16 protein-coding genes and 1 pseudogene are annotated in these 19,090 nt (G+C 71.9%); 6 read left to right on the top strand and 11 right to left on the bottom strand.

Annotated features, from left to right (window positions below; translation table 11 throughout):
• Position 1: 1 nt before the first annotated feature.
• From ACLJOU_RS04330 to purD, 9 genes are all read right to left on the bottom strand, one after another.
• Positions 2-193 (bottom strand): hypothetical protein, encoded by a 192-nt coding sequence (locus ACLJOU_RS04330; RefSeq protein ID WP_410563305.1) that lies wholly within the window; start codon positions 191-193, stop codon positions 2-4.
• Positions 194-290: 97 nt separating this feature from the next.
• Positions 291-1,472, bottom strand: coding sequence for a pyridoxal phosphate-dependent aminotransferase (locus tag ACLJOU_RS04325; RefSeq protein ID WP_410563304.1), 1,182 nt, complete (start codon positions 1,470-1,472; stop codon positions 291-293).
• Positions 1,473-1,481: 9 nt separating this feature from the next.
• Complete coding sequence (locus ACLJOU_RS04320) at positions 1,482-2,621, bottom strand: transglycosylase SLT domain-containing protein (protein ID WP_410563302.1); 1,140 nt, start codon at positions 2,619-2,621, stop codon at positions 1,482-1,484.
• A 13-nt stretch (positions 2,622-2,634) separates the two neighbouring features.
• Complete coding sequence (locus ACLJOU_RS04315) at positions 2,635-2,946, bottom strand: hypothetical protein (protein ID WP_410563300.1); 312 nt, start codon at positions 2,944-2,946, stop codon at positions 2,635-2,637.
• Between the two features lie 133 nt (positions 2,947-3,079).
• Positions 3,080-3,838, bottom strand: a complete 759-nt coding sequence (locus tag ACLJOU_RS04310; RefSeq protein ID WP_410563298.1) for an ESX secretion-associated protein EspG — start codon at positions 3,836-3,838, stop codon at positions 3,080-3,082.
• Between the two features lie 2 nt (positions 3,839-3,840).
• On the bottom strand, positions 3,841-5,451 hold the full coding sequence (locus tag ACLJOU_RS04305) for a hypothetical protein (RefSeq protein WP_410563295.1): 1,611 nt from the start codon (positions 5,449-5,451) through the stop codon (positions 3,841-3,843).
• Between the two features lie 9 nt (positions 5,452-5,460).
• Positions 5,461-6,027, bottom strand: coding sequence for a DUF3558 domain-containing protein (locus ACLJOU_RS04300; protein WP_410564720.1), 567 nt, complete (start codon positions 6,025-6,027; stop codon positions 5,461-5,463).
• A 16-nt stretch (positions 6,028-6,043) separates the two neighbouring features.
• On the bottom strand, positions 6,044-6,385 hold the full coding sequence (locus ACLJOU_RS04295) for a hypothetical protein (protein ID WP_410563293.1): 342 nt from the start codon (positions 6,383-6,385) through the stop codon (positions 6,044-6,046).
• 222 nt (positions 6,386-6,607) lie between these two features.
• Positions 6,608-7,882 (bottom strand): phosphoribosylamine--glycine ligase, encoded by a 1,275-nt coding sequence (gene purD / locus ACLJOU_RS04290; RefSeq protein WP_410563292.1) that lies wholly within the window; start codon positions 7,880-7,882, stop codon positions 6,608-6,610.
• Positions 7,883-8,274: 392 nt separating this feature from the next.
• Between purD and ACLJOU_RS04285 the strand changes: the two genes are divergently transcribed.
• The 3 genes and pseudogenes from ACLJOU_RS04285 (at position 8,275) to ACLJOU_RS04275 (ending at position 11,450) form a co-directional block, all read left to right on the top strand.
• Entirely contained in the window at positions 8,275-9,411 is a 1,137-nt protein-coding gene (locus ACLJOU_RS04285; protein ID WP_410563290.1) for a glycerophosphodiester phosphodiesterase, read from the top strand.
• A gap of 111 nt (positions 9,412-9,522) precedes the next feature.
• Positions 9,523-10,089: pseudogene (locus ACLJOU_RS04280) on the top strand (serine hydrolase); the annotation flags it as partial.
• Entirely contained in the window at positions 10,005-11,450 is a 1,446-nt protein-coding gene (locus ACLJOU_RS04275) for an amino acid permease (RefSeq protein WP_410564718.1), read from the top strand. The pseudogene ACLJOU_RS04280 and the gene ACLJOU_RS04275, both read left to right, overlap by 85 nt.
• Here the strand turns inward: ACLJOU_RS04275 and ACLJOU_RS04270 are convergent.
• Entirely contained in the window at positions 11,377-12,651 is a 1,275-nt protein-coding gene (locus tag ACLJOU_RS04270) for an MFS transporter (protein WP_410563288.1), read from the bottom strand. The two genes, ACLJOU_RS04275 and ACLJOU_RS04270, sit on opposite strands and share 74 nt — an antisense overlap.
• Positions 12,652-12,797: 146 nt before the next feature.
• Here ACLJOU_RS04270 and ACLJOU_RS04265 point away from each other — a divergent pair, with 146 nt between their 5' ends.
• Positions 12,798-14,432 (top strand): cation:proton antiporter, encoded by a 1,635-nt coding sequence (locus ACLJOU_RS04265; RefSeq protein ID WP_410563285.1) that lies wholly within the window; start codon positions 12,798-12,800, stop codon positions 14,430-14,432.
• Here ACLJOU_RS04265 and ACLJOU_RS04260 read toward each other — a convergent pair.
• Complete coding sequence (locus ACLJOU_RS04260; protein WP_410563283.1) at positions 14,413-15,321, bottom strand: TIGR03564 family F420-dependent LLM class oxidoreductase; 909 nt, start codon at positions 15,319-15,321, stop codon at positions 14,413-14,415. The two genes, ACLJOU_RS04265 and ACLJOU_RS04260, sit on opposite strands and share 20 nt — an antisense overlap.
• A gap of 207 nt (positions 15,322-15,528) precedes the next feature.
• Between ACLJOU_RS04260 and ACLJOU_RS04255 the strand changes: the two genes are divergently transcribed.
• Both ACLJOU_RS04255 and ACLJOU_RS04250 read left to right on the top strand, forming a co-directional pair.
• Positions 15,529-18,444 carry a BTAD domain-containing putative transcriptional regulator gene (locus ACLJOU_RS04255; protein WP_410563282.1) on the top strand — a complete coding sequence of 972 codons (2,916 nt, stop codon included), beginning with the start codon at positions 15,529-15,531 and terminating at the stop codon, positions 18,442-18,444.
• A gap of 144 nt (positions 18,445-18,588) precedes the next feature.
• Positions 18,589-19,086, top strand: coding sequence for an OsmC family protein (locus ACLJOU_RS04250; protein WP_410563280.1), 498 nt, complete (start codon positions 18,589-18,591; stop codon positions 19,084-19,086).
• Positions 19,087-19,090: the final 4 nt, after the last annotated feature.

Genomic DNA, 19,090 nt, shown 5'->3' with positions numbered 1-19,090 from the left:
GTCAGTAGCGGTTGATGCGCCGCGGGTCCTTGCGGCCACCGGTGACCGCCTTGTAGCCGGCGGCGCCCAGGAACGCGATGCCACCGATGATGGCGATCCACAGAACCGCCTTGAACACGAAGCCGATCACGGCGCCCAGCACCATGAACGCCACCCAGGCGACGATCAGGCCGCCGACGATCTTCCAGAACATGGTTCCTCCGATGTTTCCCCGTGGCCCCACCGGCCCGATGACCCCACAGTGCCACCTGGCGCGGTGAAACTCCCCTCGGACGGCCAACGTTCGGGGTTTATTCAGGGTTCCCCCTGGGCAGCCACGCCCCCAGGCGCCGGACCGCCTCGTCGATGTCCCCGGCGCTGCCGGCGAAGGAGAACCGGACGTACTTGCCGCCGTCGACCGGGTCGAAGTCGACGCCCGGGGTGATGGCGAGCCCGGTGTCGGCGAGCAGCCGCTGGCACCAGCTCAGGCTGTCTTCGGTGTACGCGCTGACGTCGGCGTACGCGTAGAAGGCGCCGTCCGCCGGCGCGAGCTTGTCGAGGCCGATGCGCTGCAGGCCGGCGAAGAGCCGATCGCGGTTGGCGCGGTACCGCTCGACGTGCGCGTCGGCTTCCGCGTACGCCTCGGGCGTGAAGGCGGCGAGGGCCGCGTACTGCGAAACCGCGGGCGGGCAGATGGTGAAGTTGCCGGTCAGGACGTCGACGGCGCGGTGCAGGCGCTGCGGCACGATCATCCAGCCGAGCCGCCAGCCGGTCATCGCGAAGTACTTCGAGAAGCTGCCGAGGACGATCGGCTCGCGGCCGTACTGCCACGCGCAGTCGAGCTCGGCGCCGTAGGAGATGCCGTGGTAGATCTCGTCGCTGATCAGCTGGACACCGTGCGACGCGCACCAGCCGGTGATCGCGGCGAGCTCCCCGGGCGGCAGCACGGTCCCGGTGGGGTTGCTCGGGCTGGCGACGATCAGGCCGTCGATCGGCCCCAGCTCGTCGAGGAGCGCGACGGTCGGCTGGAAGTTCGTCTCGGCGGTGGTGGCGAACTCGACGACCTCGCAGCCCAGGACGGAGAGCAGGTTGCGGTAGGCGGGGTAACCGGGCCGCGCCATGGCGACCTTGGCCCCGGGGTCGAAGGCGCTGAGGAAGGCGAGCAGGAAACCGCCGGAGGAGCCGGTGGTCAGGACGACGTCGTGCGCCTGGACGTCGACGTCGTACCGCTTCCGGTAGTGCCCGGCCACGGCCTCCCGCAGTTCGGGGACGCCGAGCTGCTCGGTGTACCCGAGGGTGCTGTTGCCCAGGGCGTTTCGCGCGGCCTCGAGCACGGGCTTCGGCGCGGGCGCGGACGGCTGCCCGGCGGCGAGTGACACGAGGTCCCCGTGACTGCGCTGCCGGGCCCCCGCCGCGGAGAGGACGTCCATGACGTGGAAGGGCGGCACACCGGCCCGCAGCGCGGGCCCGGCGAAAGCTCCGAGGTCGGCCATGGGGCCAGGCTAGTAGCCGCGGTAGGCACCCCCGTGGGCCATGGCCTTGATGCCGGGCACGTTGTCGAGGCTGCCGTACCGGTCGAAGGAGTACCGGACACCGGCGATGATGTTGTCGACCGGGTTGTAGATGTTGTCGTGCCCGGGGAGCTTGTGGGCGTTGAACGTGGAGTCGATGCACTGCATGAGCCCCTTGGACGGGTGCCCCGCGGCGGCGTTGGAATCCCAGTTGTTGATGGCGTTGGGATTGCCGCCGGATTCGTGCTGGATGATCGCCCAGATCTTCGGGATGTCCGCATCGGTCACCGGAATGCCCGCGGCCTGCAGCGCCTTCATGGCCTCCTGGATCCACTGCTGGACGTTCCCCGGCGGCGGTGAGGAAGGCGGGCCGCCGCTCGGCCCGAGGCCGCCGCCACCGCCGCCACCTCCTCCGCCGCCGCCACCACCGCCGCCGCCGTGGTGGGAGGCGCCGTTGCTGTGGATGCCGCCCGTGCTCTTGGGGGCCGCGGCCGAGCTGCTCGGCAGGGGGACCTGGTCGTAGCCGCCCTCGATCTGCTGGGACATCAGCTTCTGCGAAGCCTTGATCGCCGTGTCCGCCTGGGTCTGCAGGCCCGTCACGTCGCCGTCGAAGCCGGCGGTGATCGTGTGGATGTCCGTCTTCGCGGTGGCCAGGATCTCGTCGGCGCTGGGGCTCGGGCCCGGCTTGCCTTCGTCGTGGGCCTTCCTCGCCGCGGCCAGTGCGTTGTTGATGTCGGTCTCGGCCTTGGCGTTGCGCTCGTTGACCGCCTTCTCCGCGGCCAGCTGCTTGTCCTGCACCGTCTTCTTGATCTGCGCCAGGCTCGACTGCAGGTCGTCGAGGTCCTTGGCGACGTCCTCGAGGTGGGTCTGCACCTTGGTGCCGGCGTCGCGGACCTGGCGGACGTACTGGAAGAACTGGTCCGCCGCCGGGCCGGCCCACACGCTGCCGTTGAGCGCGTCGGTCGAGTTCTTCAGGGACGCGTTGTGGTCGCCGGCGTTCTTGCCGGCTTCACGGAACTGCGTCGCCGCCGCCGAAATCTTTTCCAGGTCGACCTTCTCGACCTGGTCCACCTTCTTCATGAAGGCGTCCCAGTTGTCCGGCGTTCCGGCGCCGACCGCGTTCAACCCCACCCGTGCCCCCTGTTTACTTGTCGACGTGCAGTTTGAGGTCGCTCGCCCCGACCTGGTCGGTCTCGGCGATCAGGCCGGCGGCCTTGCGCATGGCGAACCCCAGCGCCTCCATGTGCTTGCCCGCGGCGTCGAACTGGCTGTGCACGCCGTCCTTGAACTTGCCGACCGCGCCGTGCGCGTCGCCCGTTTCGTCCATCCCGCCGAAGGGGCTTTCCTTCTCGTGGTCCAGGCCCGTGACCTTCTGCTTGGACTTTTCGAACTCGTCCTTCAGCTTCTCCACCTGGCGGGCCGCGATGGCCATCGAGTCCGGGTCGTAGACAGGCACGGTTCGTCATCCCCTTCGGAAACTTGTCTCCGCCCGATCGGACGTCGTCACGACCAGGACGGTTCCCGCGCTTACCTTATGACTTCGCCCGGGGCGCCGGTACGGCTCTCCGTGAACTTCCACCCGGCGGGGCTCAGGCCTCCGCCACCAGTTCACGGATCCGCGTGGCGAGCAGCGTGTTGTCCGCCGGGGTGACGGTGGCCCACTCGCGGCCGTCGCCGTCGCGGCTCACCTGGAACAGGTAGCGGCCCGAGTCCGTGTCGAAGAACGCCACCACCCGGCCCGCCCGGTGCACCACGCCGTCGCGCGTGGTGCGTTCCGCGCCGAACTGGCCGCGGGCCTCCTGGCCGAGCAGCATGCCGGCGAGCTCCTGGGCCTGGAACAGCGGTATCCCGCGGTCCTCCAACGCCGTGACCAGCGCTTTCGCGTCGCCCTTCGCGGCCGCGTCGGCGGCTTTCACGACGTCGTACGGGAGGCTGACCGTCTGGCCGATGCCCGGGCCCAGCTCGCCCGCCACCGAGACCGCCGCCTCCGCCAGGCCGTCCTCGGTCGCCGGGATCAGCCAGACCTCGCCGTGGTCGACCACCGCGAGCACCGCCTGGCTGCGCAGGCTGACCGCGCGGCCACGGATCTCGCGTTCCGCCCACACCCACACGTCGATGCCGAACTGCGGGCGGGCGAGCAGGTGCAGCAGGTCGGCCAGCTCGCCGGACACGCGCCGGTTGCGGGCCAGGCGCCGCTCGCTCAGCGACGCCCACGCCGACTCCACCAGTTCCAGCCGCTCGGTGCGGGTGGCTCCTTCGCTCGGCACGTCCAGCGCGACGTGCCGCCGGGGCAGCTCGAGGGATTCCCAGAGCACGTCGAACTCGAGGGCCGACAGGACGAGCGACACGGTCAGCGCCCGTCCCCGCTGTGGTCGCCCAGCACGTCGGGGGACACCATCCGCTGGTCGGCGAACAGGTCCTGGTCGTCGACGCCGTAGCGGCGGACGTGCTCGGCGTCTTCCTCCTGCGGGGCCGCCTCGGCCAGGAACCGCGCCTCGCCCGGCTTCTGCTTGGGGCTGATCTGCTCGGACTTGCGCAGCGCGACGGCTTCCTCTTCGGGCAGCTCGCCGACCGGCAGCGGCCGCACCGGGCCCTTCGGCTGGCCCTTCTCGCGCCGCTGACGCTCCTTGTCACCGCTCAGCGCGCCGCCGGCCGCACCCGCGCCGATCGCCGCCGCACCGGCACCGATTTCGCCGGGGGTCGCCCCGGGCTTCACCACGAACCCGCGTTCGGCCGTGTACTGGCCGGGCTGGAGCGGGGCCTGCGGGATCGCGCCGACCGTGCGGCCCTTGCCCAGCAGGCCGTCCGGGCCGCGGCCGGCGGCCGAGCTGTCGATGCCCGCCGAACCGCCGGGCGCGCCCCCGCCGCTTCCGCCGAGCGACTTGATCGGCGCCGTCGCCGGGGCCGAGCCGGGCGGCAGCGTGCCGGGCGGCAGCGCCCCGGGCGCCCCCGGCGGGACGAACTGGTCCCCCTGGCCCGCGGTCAGCGGGCCCGGGGTGAAGCGGCCGGACGGATCGCCGGACGAGCCGCGGCCCGGGGTGTGGACCCAGCCCGGCGCGGGCGCCGACGTCGGCGGCTTCGCACCCGACGGCGTCGTCACCGAGCTCGGTGTCGTGTGCTGGGCGGCGGCCGGCGCGCCGGCCGTGCCCGACGAGCCGGTCTGCCGCGACGGCTGCTGCTGAGCCGGACGGGCGGGCTGCTGCGCCGCGACGCCGTACACCGGGGTCGGCGGGTCGGCGTGGACGGTGTGGGACACCGGCTGCACGACCGGCGGATCGACGTGCACCGACCGGACCCGGTCCGAGGCCGGTTTCACGCCGCCGTCCGGCGTCACCGCGACCGCGGCGCCGGCGACGTCCAGCACGCCCGGCGCGACACCGGGGGCGGCGAGCTTCAGCGACTCGGGGTCGGACAGCGTCTGCGTCGACAGCAGGTTCGTGCCGCTCTGCTGCGCGTACTCGTTCAGCGCCTGCTGCGCCTGGGCCTTGGCGTCGTTCGCGGCCTCGACCTGGCGAGCGTGGTCGGTCTCGAAGCCGATGAGGCTCAGCACCACGCTGTCGGTGAGGGTGAAGCCGCCCGCGCCCTTCCGGACCGTTTCGGCGTCCGGCAGCTTGTACTTCGTCCGGTTGAACGCCTCACCCTGCTCGAAGACCATTTCCGCGGCGTGCGCGACCTTCGTCGTGGCGTCCTGGGAGAAGCCGGCCTGCTCGGTGAACACCTGGCTCGCCGCGCCCCCCGCCTGGCTCTGCCACTCGACGCCGAGCTTGAGCAGCTGCGCGCGCAGCGTCTGGTCGGTGTGGGCGAGCGCGGTCGCGACGGCCTTCAGCGCGTCGACGGCGGTGCCGATGCTGCCGGTGCCGTCGCCGTTGATCATCCGCGTGATCTGGTCGGCGATCGCGGTGTTGGTCCAGCCGTCGAACCGGTGGTTCTGGATGCCGGCCGCGAGCTCGGAGAATTCCACGCGCCCTCCCTAGTTGCGTGCTTTCAGGGTCTGCAACGCCAGGTCGGCGGCGTGGGCCGACATGTCGCACAGCTGCGGCTGCGTGAGCCGGCCGCGGGTGATGGCGAAGGTCTGGACGGCGAGCGTCTGCCCCTTCGCGACGCCGACGAGGGTCTCGCAGTCGGCCGGGTCGCCGGCCGCGCGGTAGTTCGTCAGCGCCGGGTAACCACCGATGGCCTTCGGCTCGGTGGTCATGCTGTTTTTCTTGCGGTTGCCGGTGATCCACTGGTCGAGGTCGGCTTGCACGGCCCGGACGTGGTAGGAGTGCACCGGTTCGGCGCCGTCGGCGTCGAACACGCACGCCGGGCCGTCCGGCTCCGTGGCCGGCCGCGGCGTGCTGTTGATCTTGAGGGCGTCTAGCTGGACCTGAGGGAAGATTTCGCACAGGTCGACGCCCTGCAGGGACAGGTCGGCCGGGCGCTTCGGCAGCTGGGCGGCCTTGGCGCTCTGCGACGCCGCCGTGGCGGCCGTTTCGACCGGGTACGGCGTGCCGTCGGTGCCCGCGGAGCAGCCGGCGAGCGCCGCCGTCGCGAGCACGCCGCCGGCGATCCGCTTACGCACCGTGCTTGCCGCGGTCACCGAATGCCGCCGCCTTCTCCTCGTCGCTGACCTTGTAGTCCTTCGCGGCGTCGCGCAGCTGGGAGACCAGGCGCTTGAGGCCGGCGACGTACTCGCGGACCTGTCCGGCGTAGGAGCGGTCGCCGTCGGCGATCAGGGTGTTCCACGCCTGGACCGACTGCGTGCTGATCACGTCGGCCGACGGCGCGTCGATCCGCAGCTGGCCCAGCCGGGTCAGCAGCTGGTCTTCGAGGGCGTTGGCCTGCTCTTCGACGATCCGGGCGACGTCGAGCAGCTTGTCCGGGTGGACCAGGACGTCCGCGGCCGCCGGCGCCACCGGAACGGCCGAGCTGAAATCTTGCGGGGGTCCGGGTGGCGAAGTCCCCGGCCCGGGGCGAAGCCCCGGACCAACGCTGTCGTACGAGGGTCCTGACATGCTCTCCCCTGACGTCATACGGACAGTGACCGGCCGGCTCCCGTCGAGGCTACCAACGTGGTGGGCTGGTGAGCCTGAGTTTGGACGAAGAGTGCGCCCGGCCGGTTCCCCCGATCCGTGGAATCAGGCGCGCTGTTTCGCCGTCGGGGCGCTGATCTCGCCGTTCGCCGCCTTCAGCGCGATGTCCGTGCGGTGGTGCGAGCCCGCGAGGTGGACCTTTTCGACGGTTTCGTAGGCGTGCTTGCGCGCCGACTTCAGCGTCTTGCCGGTGCCGACGACCGAGAGCACGCGGCCGCCGGAGGAGACGACGGCGCCGTCGTCACGGCGGCGGGTGCCGGCGTGCAGGACGCCTTCCAGCTCGGCCCCGGTGATGACGTCACCGGTGCGCGGCTTGCCCGGGTAGCCGTCGGCGGCGATCACCACGGTGACCGCGGCGCCGCCCGACCACTCCAGCGGCGGGTGCTCGGCGAGCTTGCCGGTGGCGGTGGCGTGCATGAGGCCGGCGATCGGCGTGCGCAGGAGGGCCAGCACGACCTGCGTCTCCGGGTCGCCGAAGCGGCAGTTGAACTCGATGACCTGCGGACCTTCGGAGGTCAGCGCGAGGCCGGCGTAGAGCAGGCCGGAGAACGGCGCCCCGCGGTTCACCAGCTCGTCGGCGACCGGCTGGACGACCGTTTCGACCAGCTCGTCGACCAGGTTTTCCGGCGCCCACGGCAGCGGCGCGTACGCACCCATGCCGCCGGTGTTCGGGCCCGCGTCGCCGTCGCCGACGCGCTTGAAGTCCTGCGCGGGCAGCAGCGGGACGACGGTGTTGCCGTCGACGAAGCAGAAGAGCGAGGCTTCCGGTCCGTCCAAATAGGACTCCAGGAGCACCGGGTGGCCGCCGTCGAGCAGCATGATGGCGTGTTTGCGAGCGACGTCGTAGTCGGTCGTGACGACGACGCCCTTGCCGGCGGCGAGCCCGTCGTCCTTGACGACCCAGGTGGGGCCGAACCGGCCGAGCGCGGCGTCGAGGCGCGCCGGGTTGTCGACGACCTCGCAGCGCGCGGTGGGCACGTTCGCGGCGGCCATGACGTCCTTCGCGAAGGCCTTCGAGCCTTCGATCCGCGCGGCGGCGGCCGACGGACCGAAGCAGGCGATGCCGGCCTTCCGGACGGCATCGGCGACGCCGGCGACGAGCGGCACCTCGGGCCCGACGACGACGAGGTCGGCCTGCCAGCTCTTCGCGAGCCCGGCGACCGCATCGGGATCGGCGGCTTCCACACCGAGCTGCTCGGCGACGGCCGCGGTCCCGGCATTGCCGGGGGCACAGGCCAGGGCGGTGACGGCGGGATCACCGGACGCCGCGAGGACGAGTGCATGCTCCCGGGCGCCGGAGCCGATTACCAGTACGCGCACGCCGCACAGCGTATCCGGCCGGGTCGGCGGGGCACATCGCCCCATCACCGGGGCAGCGGAGAGTCGTTGAGGGTCCGCCGTGGTCAGGTGCGCCCGCCGGGGTCGGCCTGGTGCGGCGGGCCGGCGACAGCCCGGCAGGTCGAGGCCTCACCGGCGCCCCATCCAGACCTCCCCGTCACCCCGATGAGAAGCCGAAACACGGACCGTCCGTAGTGACAATCGGGCTTCGGGGTGGAGGAACCGCCAAAGCCGCACGTAACGCCACAACTACGCGAACAGGAGTCCACGCGCCGTTTACCGCGTCGCCTGCCCAGGTACGTACTTCGGATGCTTGCGACATCGAGGGTGGCGCGGGTAGTCAGGGCACACCCTGTGGGAAAAGAGGTCACCAGATGAAGCGCAAACGTGTCGGCATCCTCGCTTTGGCGGGGCTGGCGTTGCTGAGCGTCACCGGAGTTGCCGTCGGGTCGGCGAGTGCCGCCGAAAGCGGGTCCGGCGATGCCGCCGCGCGGGGGCGGGGCCACGATGAGCCCGTGATCATCGGACACCGCGGCGCGCCCGGGTACCGGCCGGAGCACACCCTCGCCTCCTACGAGCTCGCCTTCCGGATGGGTGTCGACTGGGTCGACGTCGACCTCGTGCCCACCAAGGACGGGCAGCTCGTCGCCCGGCACGAGCCCGAGATCGGCGGCACCACCGATGTCGCGAAGCACCCCGAGTTCGCGAGCCGGAAGAAGACCGTCGTGCTCGACGGGGTCACCACCACCGGGTGGTTCACCCAGGACTTCACGCTGGCCGAGCTGAAGACGCTGCGCGCGGTCGAGCGCATCCCGCAGAACCGGCCGCACAACACGCTGTACAACGGCCGCTACCAGATCGCCTCCTACCAGGAGGTCCTCGACCTGACCCGGCGCCTCGGCCGCGAGCTGCACCGGACGCTGGGCACCTACCCCGAGGTCAAGCACTCGACGTTCTTCCAGTCCATCGGCAACCCGACCGAGCCGAAGCTGGTCGCGATCCTCAAGCGCAACGGCCTCGACCGGCCGGACGCGCCCGCGATCATCCAGTCGTTCGAGGTGTCGAACCTGATCGCGCTGCACAAGCAGCTCCGCACGCCGCTGCTGCAGCTGACGTCGGCGAGCGGTGCTCCGGCGGACTTCGTCGCGAAGGGCGACAAGCGGACGTACGCGGACCTCGTCACGCCGCAGGGGCTGCGCGAAGTCGCGAAGTACGCGAAGTACCTCGGGCCGGACAAGGCGCAGGTCATCCCGCGGGACAAGAACGACAACCTGGGCACGCCGACCACGCTCGTCGCGGACGCGCACCGGGCCGGCCTGAAGGTCCAGCCGTACACGTTCCGGAACGAGAACCCGTTCCTGCCCGCGAACCTGCGGTCCTCGGCCGAGCCGGACGCCTACGGTGACGTGTTCACCGAAGAAGCGGCGTTCCTCCAGGCCGGCGTCGACGGCTTCTTCGCCGACCAGCCCGACACCGCGCTCGAGTCGCTGCACGCGTTCCTGGGCCGGTAATCGCTTTGCCTTTCAGGGCGCTCCCGCGGACGCCGAGTCCATGGGAGCGCCCTTTTCCGGTGCCGTGCTGGTCAGCCGCGGCGCCGGCCGTGGTCGGCCTGGTCGCCGACGGCCGCCTGGAGCTCACCACGACGGCCCGCGAAGTCGTCGGCCGACCACCTCGCCGCGCTCGGCGGCTTCCCGCAGCGGTTCCCGCCCGGCGACCGGTTCCGCTACAAGAACAGCGCGTTCGTCGTCCTCGGCCTGATCGCGGAACGGATCGCCGGCGTACCTTTTACCGACCTCGTGCGGACGAGGGTCACCGGGCCCGCCGGGATGGCCGGCACCGCGTTCCTCCGCTCCGACGCCCTGCCCGGCCGGACCGCCACCGATTACCTGGAAGAGGCCCCTGCTGCGCCGGCTGGACGAGTTCTTGACGGAGGCTTGACACCCTCGGGGGCCGGGGCTACCTTCGGCGAATTCATTGGTCTGGCCGCATACCTTTCAAGAGGTGCCCGATGGACGTTTCCGACCAGCAGACCACCCCCGACCACGCCGACGAAGACAGCGCCCGCCTGCACCAGCTGGGGTACGCGCAGGAGCTCAAACGGACGATGTCGGCGTTCTCGAACTTCGCCGTCTCCTTCACGATCATTTCGATCCTCTCCGGCTGCCTCACGCTCTACGGCTTCGGCATGAAGACCGGCGGCCCGGCCGCGATGATCTGGGGCTGGCCGCTGGTCGGGCTGTTCGTGATCCTGGTCGGGCTCGGCATGGCCGAGGTCTGCTCCAGCTACCCGACCGCCGGCGGGCTGTACTACTGGGCCGCGAAACTGGCCCCGAAGAACGGCCCCGCGTGGTCGTGGTTCACCGGCTGGTTCAACCTCATCGGCCAGATCGCGGTGACCGCGGGCATCGACTTCGGCGCGGCGCTGTTCCTCAACGCGTTCCTCGACCTGCAGTTCGGTTTCGAGGCGACGCCGGGGCACACGATCCTGCTGCTGGCGATCATCCTCGTGGTGCACGGGCTGCTGAACACCTTCGGCGTCCGGATCGTGGCCATCCTCAACAACGTCAGCGTGTGGTGGCACCTGATCGGCGTGCTGGTGATCGTCGGCGTGCTGGTCTTCGTGCCGGCCAAGCACCAGGACGCGTCGTTCGTCTTCGGCAGCTTCGTCAACCAGACGGGCTGGGGCTCCACGTTCTACGTCTTCGCGCTCGGCTTGCTGGTCGCGCAGTACACGCTCACCGGTTACGACGCGTCCGCGCACATGACCGAGGAGACGAAGAGCGCGGCGACGGCCGGGCCGCGCGGCATCGTCATGTCCATCGTCGTCTCCCTCGTCGCCGGCTGGGTCCTGCTGGTCGGCCTGACGTTCGCCATCCAGGACTACGACGGCGCGGTGGGCTCCGCGACCGGCGTCCCGCCCGCGCAGATCTTCATCGACGCCACCGGCGCGGTCACCGGCAAGTTCCTGCTGCTGATCTGCATCGGCGCCCAGCTGTTCTGCGGTATGGCTTCGGTGACCGCGAACTCCCGGATGATCTACGCCTTCGCCCGGGACGGCGCGATCCCGGGCTCGGGCCTCTGGCACCGGATCAACAAGCGCACGCAGACGCCGACCAACGCCGTGTGGCTCGCCGCGGGCGGCGCGCTGGTGCTGGCCCTGCCGTACCTGTGGAGCGCGACCGCCTACGCCGCGGTGACCTCGATCGCCGTGGTCGGGTTGTATGTGGCGTACGTGATCCCGGTGTTCCTGCGCGTCCGCCGCGGCGACTCGTTCGAGCCGGGCCCGTGGACGCTCGGCCGCTGGGGCAAGCCGGTCGGCATCATCGCGACGGTGTGGGTCGCGCTGATCTTCGTGCTCTTCATGCTGCCGCAGGTCTCACCGGTGACGGCCGATTCGTTCAACTACACGCCGATCGCCTTCCTCGTGGTCCTGGGCGGGGCGGCCCTGTGGTGGGTGCTTTCGGCCCGGAAGTGGTTCACGGGACCGAAGGTCCAGGGTTCCGAGGCGGAACTGGCTGCGGTGGAGCAGGAACTGAAGGAGCTGGGCTGACGCTCGGCGCCGGGGAGTGGCGGCCGGGGCGGACCACCGTCACGGCCGCCGCGCCCAGCGCGCCGACCCCGGCGAAGGCGTAGAACCCCCACGGGTACGCGATTCCCACCGTCAGCAGGGCGCCGCCGAGGAGGGGGCCCGAGATCGCGCCGAGGCGGCCGATGCCCGCCGACCAGCCGAGGCCCGTCGCGCGGATCGCGTCCGGGTAGATCCGGCCGATGTAGGCGTACACCAGCACCTGGGCGCTGAACACGAAACAGCCCGTCAGGAACACCGCCGCGTACAGCCCGACCGCGGGCAGCTTCACGCTCAGCAGCGCCAAGAAGACCGCGCCCGCGCAGAACCAGGCGACGGCCGACGGCCGGATGCCGACGCGGTCGGCGACCCGGCCCGCGACGAGCAGGCCCGCGATGCCTCCGACGTTCAGGGTCAGCAGCAGGCTCAGCGCCGCGCCGAGCGGGTACCCGGCCTGGCGCATGATCTCCGGCAGCCACGTGTTCAAGCCGTACACCAGCAGCAGGCCCATGAACGACGTCACCCAGAACGCGATCGTCGCGCGCAGCAGGCCGCCGCGGAACAGCCCGGCGACGGCGTGCCCGGCCGACCGCTCGGTCCCGCGGACCCGCTGGAACGACTCCGACTCCGGCAGGAACTTCAGCATCAGCGGGACCAGGACCAGTGCGGGCACCGCGCCGGCGACGAACATCGCCCGCCAGCCCAGCGGCGAGATCAGCACGATGCCCAGCAGGGCGGTCAGCACCGCGCCGACGTGGTAGCCGGTCATCACCGTGGTCGTCGCGCTGCCGGCCTTGCCGTGGCGCGCGTACTCCGTGACCAGCGTGATCGCCGTCGGCAGGCAGCCGCCGAGGCCGAGCCCGGCGACGAACCGCAGCAGCCCGAAGACGAACGCCGACGGCGCGAACGCGCACAGCAGCGTGCACAGGGAGAACAGCGTCACGGAGATGATCAGGGACTTCCGGCGGCCGATGACGTCGGTGACCGTGCCGATCGCCAGCCCGCCCAGCATCATCCCGGCCAGCCCGACGGTCGAGACGACCGACGCCGTCGCCGGGGTCAGGCCCCAGACGTGGCCGCGCAGCAGCACGGGCAGCACGGTGCCGAGCACGACGAGGTCGAACCCGTCGAGCAGGACGGCGGTCCAGGCCAGGGGCACGACCCAGCCGCGGGTGCCAGGGGACATCAGAACCTCCGGGGTGCGTCGGTGCACGTTCTCCGCACACATGTGCGGATTGCGCACAAGTATGCAACGGGGGTCCGACAGAATCCAGCCCGTTCCGCTGAACGGAAGTCGAGCAGAGGCCCGCGACCTGCGGAAAGATCAGGCTCGTGGAAATTCTGACGCTGATGGGCGTGCTGGCCGGTTCGCTGGCGCTGACGGCGATCGCGCGGCGCTGCAACCTCTCCGCGCCGCTGCTGGTGGTGGTCGTCGCGCTCGGCGTCGCGCTGATCCCCGGCGTGCCGCGGTTCGAGCTGGAGCCCGAGCTGGTGCTCACCACCGTGCTGCCGCCGCTGCTCTACTCGACGTCGCTCGAGAGCTCGCTGACGCACTTCAAGCGGGCGCTGCGGCCGATCGTCGCGTTGGGCGTGGTGCTGGTCGCGCTGACCGCCGTGGTCGTCGCCGTCGTCGTGCACCTGCTGCTGCCGGACGTGCCGTTCGCGTCCGCGCTGGTGCTCGGCGCGGTGGTGGCGCCGCCGGACGCGGTGACCGCGGTGGCGATCGGCCGCAAGCTCGGCCTGCCCCGGCGGGTGATGACCGTGCTGACCGGGGAAAGCCTGGTGAACGACGCCGCCGCGCTGACGCTGTACAAGGTCGCGCTCGCCGCCGTCGCGGGCACCGCGGGCTCGGCCGGGCACGGGTTCGCCGTGTTCGGGGTGGCGACCGTGCTGGGCATCGGCGTCGGCCTGGCCATCGGCGCGGCCGTGGTGCTCATCCGGCGGCAGCTCGACGACCCGCTGATGGAGTCGGCGTTCGGGATCATCGTGCCGTTCGCCGCCTACGTCACCGCCGAGCACCTGCACCCCTTCAGCGAGGACTTCAGCGGGTCCGGTGTGCTCGCCGTCGTCGCCGCGGGCCTGCTGCTGGGCCACCGCGCGCTGTACGCCTCACCGGCGACCCGCATGCAGGACAGATCGGTGTGGGCGTCGATCGACGTCCTGCTGGAAGCGCTGGTGTTCGCGCTGATGGGGCTGCAACTGCCGGTCGTGCTGGACGGCGCCCGGGACGCGGCCCGCGACAACGGCACGCTCGCGCTGGTCGCGGCGGCCGTGCTGGCGGTGACGATGCTGGTGCGGATCCCCGCGGTGTTCGTGTCGGCCTACCTGCCGCAGACGGTCCGGCTCTTCGGCCGTGACCGCGCGGCGCCGTCGTGGCGGACGCTGGTGGTGGTCTCGTGGACCGGCATGCGCGGCGTGGTGACGCTCGCCGCGGCGGCCGGCGTCCCGGCGGACACCCCGGGGCGCGCGGAGATCCAGCTGTTCGCGTTCACCGTGGCCATCGGCACGGTGCTGCTGCAGGGACTGACGCTGCCGCCGCTGATCCGCCTCCTGAAGGTCGAGGACCCGGCCGAGGCCGCCCAAGACGAGGCCGAAGAGCTGGCCGCGCGCGAAGTCGCGAAGCAGGCCGCGCAGGAGCGGCTGCGCGAGATCAGCCGCGAGCGGCTGGCGTCGCTGGATCTGCCCCAGGAGAAGGTCGACCGGCTGAAGGAACGGCTCCAGCGGTTGATCGACACGCGTTACCGCTTCGCCAAGGCCGCGATCACGCTGTCCGGCGAAGACCGGTCCGGCAGCCCGCAGGCCCAGTTCGCGAAGGCCCGGCGCGAGCTGCTGATCACCCAGCGCAAGGCGATGATCGAGGAGAACCGCGCCGGCCGGCTCGACGACGAAGTGCTGCGGAAGGTCATGCGCGAACTGGACCTGGAGGAGATGTCGGTGACGGCGACCCTCACGAACCGGATGAGCTGACGACCTCCCACGTCCGGAGCCGCTCTTCGGCGGAGCGGATGCCGGTCTGCGAGACGAGCACGTCCGTCGCGCCGGCGTCGTAGTACCGCCGGAGCCCTTCGACGACGGTCTTCTCGTCGCCGATGATCGCCAGGTCCGCCGGGTGGTCGACGCCCTCGACCTCGAGGATCCGCCGGTACGACGGGATCTGCCCGTAGATGGCCATCTGCTCGACGGCCAGCGCCCGGACCGCGTCGGGATCGTCGGTGACGACCGCCGGGACGGCGGCGATGATCCGCTTGCCGTCCGGCAGGGCCGGGACGATCTCCTGGGAAAGCGCTCTCGGCCCGGCGAGGAACGGCAGCGTGCCGTCGGCGAGCTCACCGGTGACGCGCAGCGCCTGCGGCCCCATCGCCGCGACGACGATCGGGACGTCGTCCCCACCGGACACAGTGGACGGTCCGAGCGCCCGGGCGGCGAGCGTCTCGCCTTCGAACTCGACGGTCTCACCGGCGAAGACCTGCCGCAGGACGGTCAGGTATTCGCGCAGGTGCCGGATCGGCGGCGGGTACTCGACGCCGTAGACCGGCCCGAGAAAACCCTTCGACCCGAGCCCGATCCCGAGCGTGAACCGGCCCCCGGTCGCCGCCTGCGCGGTCTGCGCCGCGCTCGCGACCAAAAAGGGGTGCCGCGGGTAGGTGGGCACGACCGACGTCCCGACCTCGATCCCCGGCACCTCCCGCCCGGCGAGCGCGGCGACCGCGATGGCGTCCGGGGTCAACGGCAGCTGCGAGAACCAGACGGACTTCAGCCCGGCTCCGGCGGCTTGACGGGTCTGGGTGATCAGCTCGTCGACGAGGTTGGCCGCGGTTCCGGTGTCCCCCGCGGGCAGTGTGACTCCGATGGTCATGATCCCAAGCTAGCCAGCGGCGCGAGCGATTTCCGGCTTCCCAGGTGCCGGGAAACGGGGGGCCGACGCGCGCACGGCGAGCCCCCTCGCCCCTCCGTGCGCGCCGCCGGCACCCCCCGCGACACCGACCGTGGCAGAGAGGCTGTACAGGATCGGCACATCCGGCGAACATCGACTGGTCACGCCGCGCTCACGGGGAGGGATGCCGTGGAGTTCCTGCTCCTCGGCCCGGTCGAGGTCCGGTCGGGAACCGTGCACCTCCAGCTGGCCTCGCAACGGCAACGCGCGCTGCTCGCCGCCCTGCTGATGACGCCCGGTGTGGTGGTTCCGCCGCACCGGCTGATCGAGGTGATCTGGGGTGAGGCGGCGCCGCCGTCGGCGACCGCGAACCTGCGCACCCACGTCGCCCAGTTGCGCCGGCAGCTCGCCACGCTGGACGACGGCGCCCGGCGGATCCACGCCCGGGCCGGCGGCTACCTGCTCGAAGTCCGGCCGGACGAACTGGACGCCGAGCGGTTCGAGCGCCTCGCCGCGGCGGGGCACCGGGCGCTCCTCACCGGCGACGACGAGGGCGCCGCGGAGACGCTCGGGCGGGCACTGGCGCTGTGGCGGGGACATCCGCTGGGCAACCTCGCCCCGACCGCCGCGGTCGAGGGCGAGGCGCGCCGGCTGCTCGAGGCCCGGCTCGCCGCCGTCGAACACCACTGCCGCGCGCGGCTCAACCTGGGTGCCTGCGGGGAAGTGGCCGCCGAACTGCACCGGCTCGTGGCCGACCACCCGCTGCACGAACGGCTCTGGGCGCTGCTGATGCTCGCGCTGGCCGCCGCCGGGCAGCCGGCAGCGGCGCTCGACGCCTTCGACACGATCACCAGCAGGCTCGCCGGTGACCTGGGTGCCGAACCGGGTGCCGACCTGCGGGAGGCGCATCTGGCCGTGTTGCGGCACCAGACCGTCTCCGCTCCTTCGCCGCTGCGCCCCGCGCAGCTGCCCCGGGCCGCGGCGGGCTTTCGCGGACGGCGCACCGAACTGCTGGCCCTCGACCGGCTGCTGCCCGGAGGCGACGGCCCGAGCCTCGGCGTCGTCGTCGGCACCGCCGGGGTCGGCAAATCGGACCTCGCGACGCAGTGGGCGCACCGGGTCCGCGACCGCTTCCCCGACGGGCAGCTGTACGCCGACCTCCGCCGCTCGGCCCGGCCGGGACCGGTTCTCGGGCGGTTCCTGCGGGCGTTGGGCGTCCCGGCGCGGCAGATCCCCGAGGACGTCGACGAAGCCGCGGCGTTGTACCGATCCGCGCTGACGGGCAAATCCGTGCTCTGCGTGCTCGACGACGCCCTCGATCCCGGGCACGTCCGGCCGCTGCTGCCCGCGGCACCGGATTGCGTGGTCCTGGTGACCAGTCGCCACCGCTTCGATGGCCTGGTCGCCCTCGACGGCGCCCAGCGCGTCACGCTGGACGTCCTGGACGCGGCCGACGCGGTGGCCGTGCTCGCGGCCGCGATCGGGCCCGAGCGAGCGGCCCGCGAGCCGGCGGCCACCGCCGAACTGGCCGAGACGTGCGCGCGGCTGCCCATCGCCTTGCGCATCACCGGTGCCCAGCTCCGGCACCGGGCCGGCCGCCGGATTGCCGATCACCTCGCCGACCTGCGCGCCCACGGTGTGCTGGACAGCCTGACGACCGACGGCGAAACCAGCGCGGTCCGGGGCGCGTACGACCTCTCCTACTCCGCGCTCGACACCGCGACCCGCCGCACGTTCCGGTTGCTCGGCCTGGTGCCGGGTCCGGACACGACCCCGGCGGCGGTCACCGCGCTGACCGGTGCTCCGGCCACGACGGTGGCCCGCCACCTCGAACGACTGGCTTCGGCCCACCTCGTTCAGGAGCACGCGCCGGGCCGCTACCGGCTGCACGAGCTCCTCCGCCGGTACGCCGCCGAACGCGCGGCCATCGAATGCTCCGAAAAGGACCGCGACACGGCGACGCGCGCGCTGCTCGACCACTACCTCGCCCACACCAGCGCGGCCGCCGACCTGCTGTACCCGGCCGTGCTGCGACAGTCTGCACCGCGGCCGCGGTGTCCGTTCGACAGCGAGGAAGCCGCCCGGACGTGGCTCGACGACGAAGTCCCCAACCTCGTCGCGGCGATCCGCCACGCCCACGCCCACCGGTACCACGAGCCGGCCTGGCAGCTCGTCGACGCCCTGCGCGGCCACAGCATGATGACGTGGCTCGCGGAAGGTCCGGAACTCGCCCGGATCGGCCTCGCCGCCGCGGACGCCACCGGCGAGGCCGGCCCGCGGGCGGCCGCGCACAACAACCTCGCGGCCACGTGCGCACTCCGCTACGACTTCGAGCCCGCCATCACCCACTTCCGAGCCGCTCTCCGGCTCTACCGCGAACTCGGGTTCCGGCGGGGCGTGGTCGGGGTGCTGGAAAACCTGGCCACCGTCCACCTCGTCACCGGCGAGCTCGACCGGGCGGGCACGCTGTTCGCCGAAGCCGCCGCGCTCGACCCGGAGCGGAACCCGGTCTGCCGCCGCAATCTCGGCATCCTCCACGAACACCGCGGCCGGTTGCCGGAGGCGACCGCGATGCACGCCGCGCTGGCCGCGGACACACGCTGCCCGGACGACCTGCTCCTGCTCGCCCGCGTGCGCGCCCGCGCGGCCGACTACGGCACGGCCCGTTCCGTCGCCGAAGAAGCCGCCGAGCTCGCCCGGCGCGCCAACGACCGGTGCACCGAGGCCTACGCCTTCGCGGTGCTCAGCAGGATCCACGCCGCCACCGGCGACTCCACACGGGCCATCCGCCTCGCGGAGGAGGCGCTCGACGCGGGGCGTGGGGTCGGGGACACCGGCGCCGAGATCGCCGGGCTCACCGCGCTCGCGGTGAGCAGGCTCGCCGACGGGCACCACGAGCACGCCCTGCTCAGCGGCCACCACGCACTCCGCCTCGCCCGCCGGACCGGCATCCGGTTCGACGAATGCGAAGCGCTCATCGCCATCGGGCACATCCACCGGGCGGCCGGTTCACCCGACCAGGCCGGCCACTACCTGGGTGCCGCACGACAGCTGGCGAAAACCCACGGCTACCACGGACTCGCCGCGGTCGCCGGAGAAGCGTGAATCCCGGGGCGGATATCCGCTTGCGCCCCACCGGGCAAGCGCTTCCGCATCGCGGACACCGGCTCTCCCAACGCATGAGAACCCGAGCGGGAGACCCGGGATTCGCCCACGCTGTGGCGAAACCCGATCACCCAGGAGAGCCCCATGTCGCTGACCGAAGTCATCGAAGGCACCCGCAAGGCCGTCGACGCCGATCCGCACAACGCTGCCGTCTCCTTCAGCGTCGGCCACGTTCTCAAGCCCGGTACCAAGACCGAGGTCGAGGTCAAGGTGCGGGACCACGCCTTCACCGTCGACGAACCCGCCGCGCTCGGCGGGACCGACCAGGCCGCCAACCCCGTCGAGTACGCGCTGGCCGCGCTCGGGTCCTGCCAGGTCATCACCTACCAGTTCTGGGCGGCGAAGCGCGGGATCCCGGTCGACTCCATCAAGGTCACCGTGGACGGGGACCTCGACCTGCACGGCTTCTTCGGCTTCTCCTTCAACACCCGCCCCGGGTTCGGGGACGTCCGGGTGTCGGTCGAACTCGAAGGGCCGGCGAGCCGGGAGCGCTACGAAGACCTCAAGCGCGAGGTCGACGAGCACTGCCCGGTGCTCGACCTCTTCCGGAACGAAACCCCGGTCAGCACCAAGCTGACCTAGCCGA

Source organism: Amycolatopsis sp. cmx-4-61 (assembly GCF_046548775.1).
Lineage (GTDB): Bacteria > Actinomycetota > Actinomycetes > Mycobacteriales > Pseudonocardiaceae > Amycolatopsis.
This window is presented reverse-complemented; position numbering and strand designations above follow the sequence as displayed.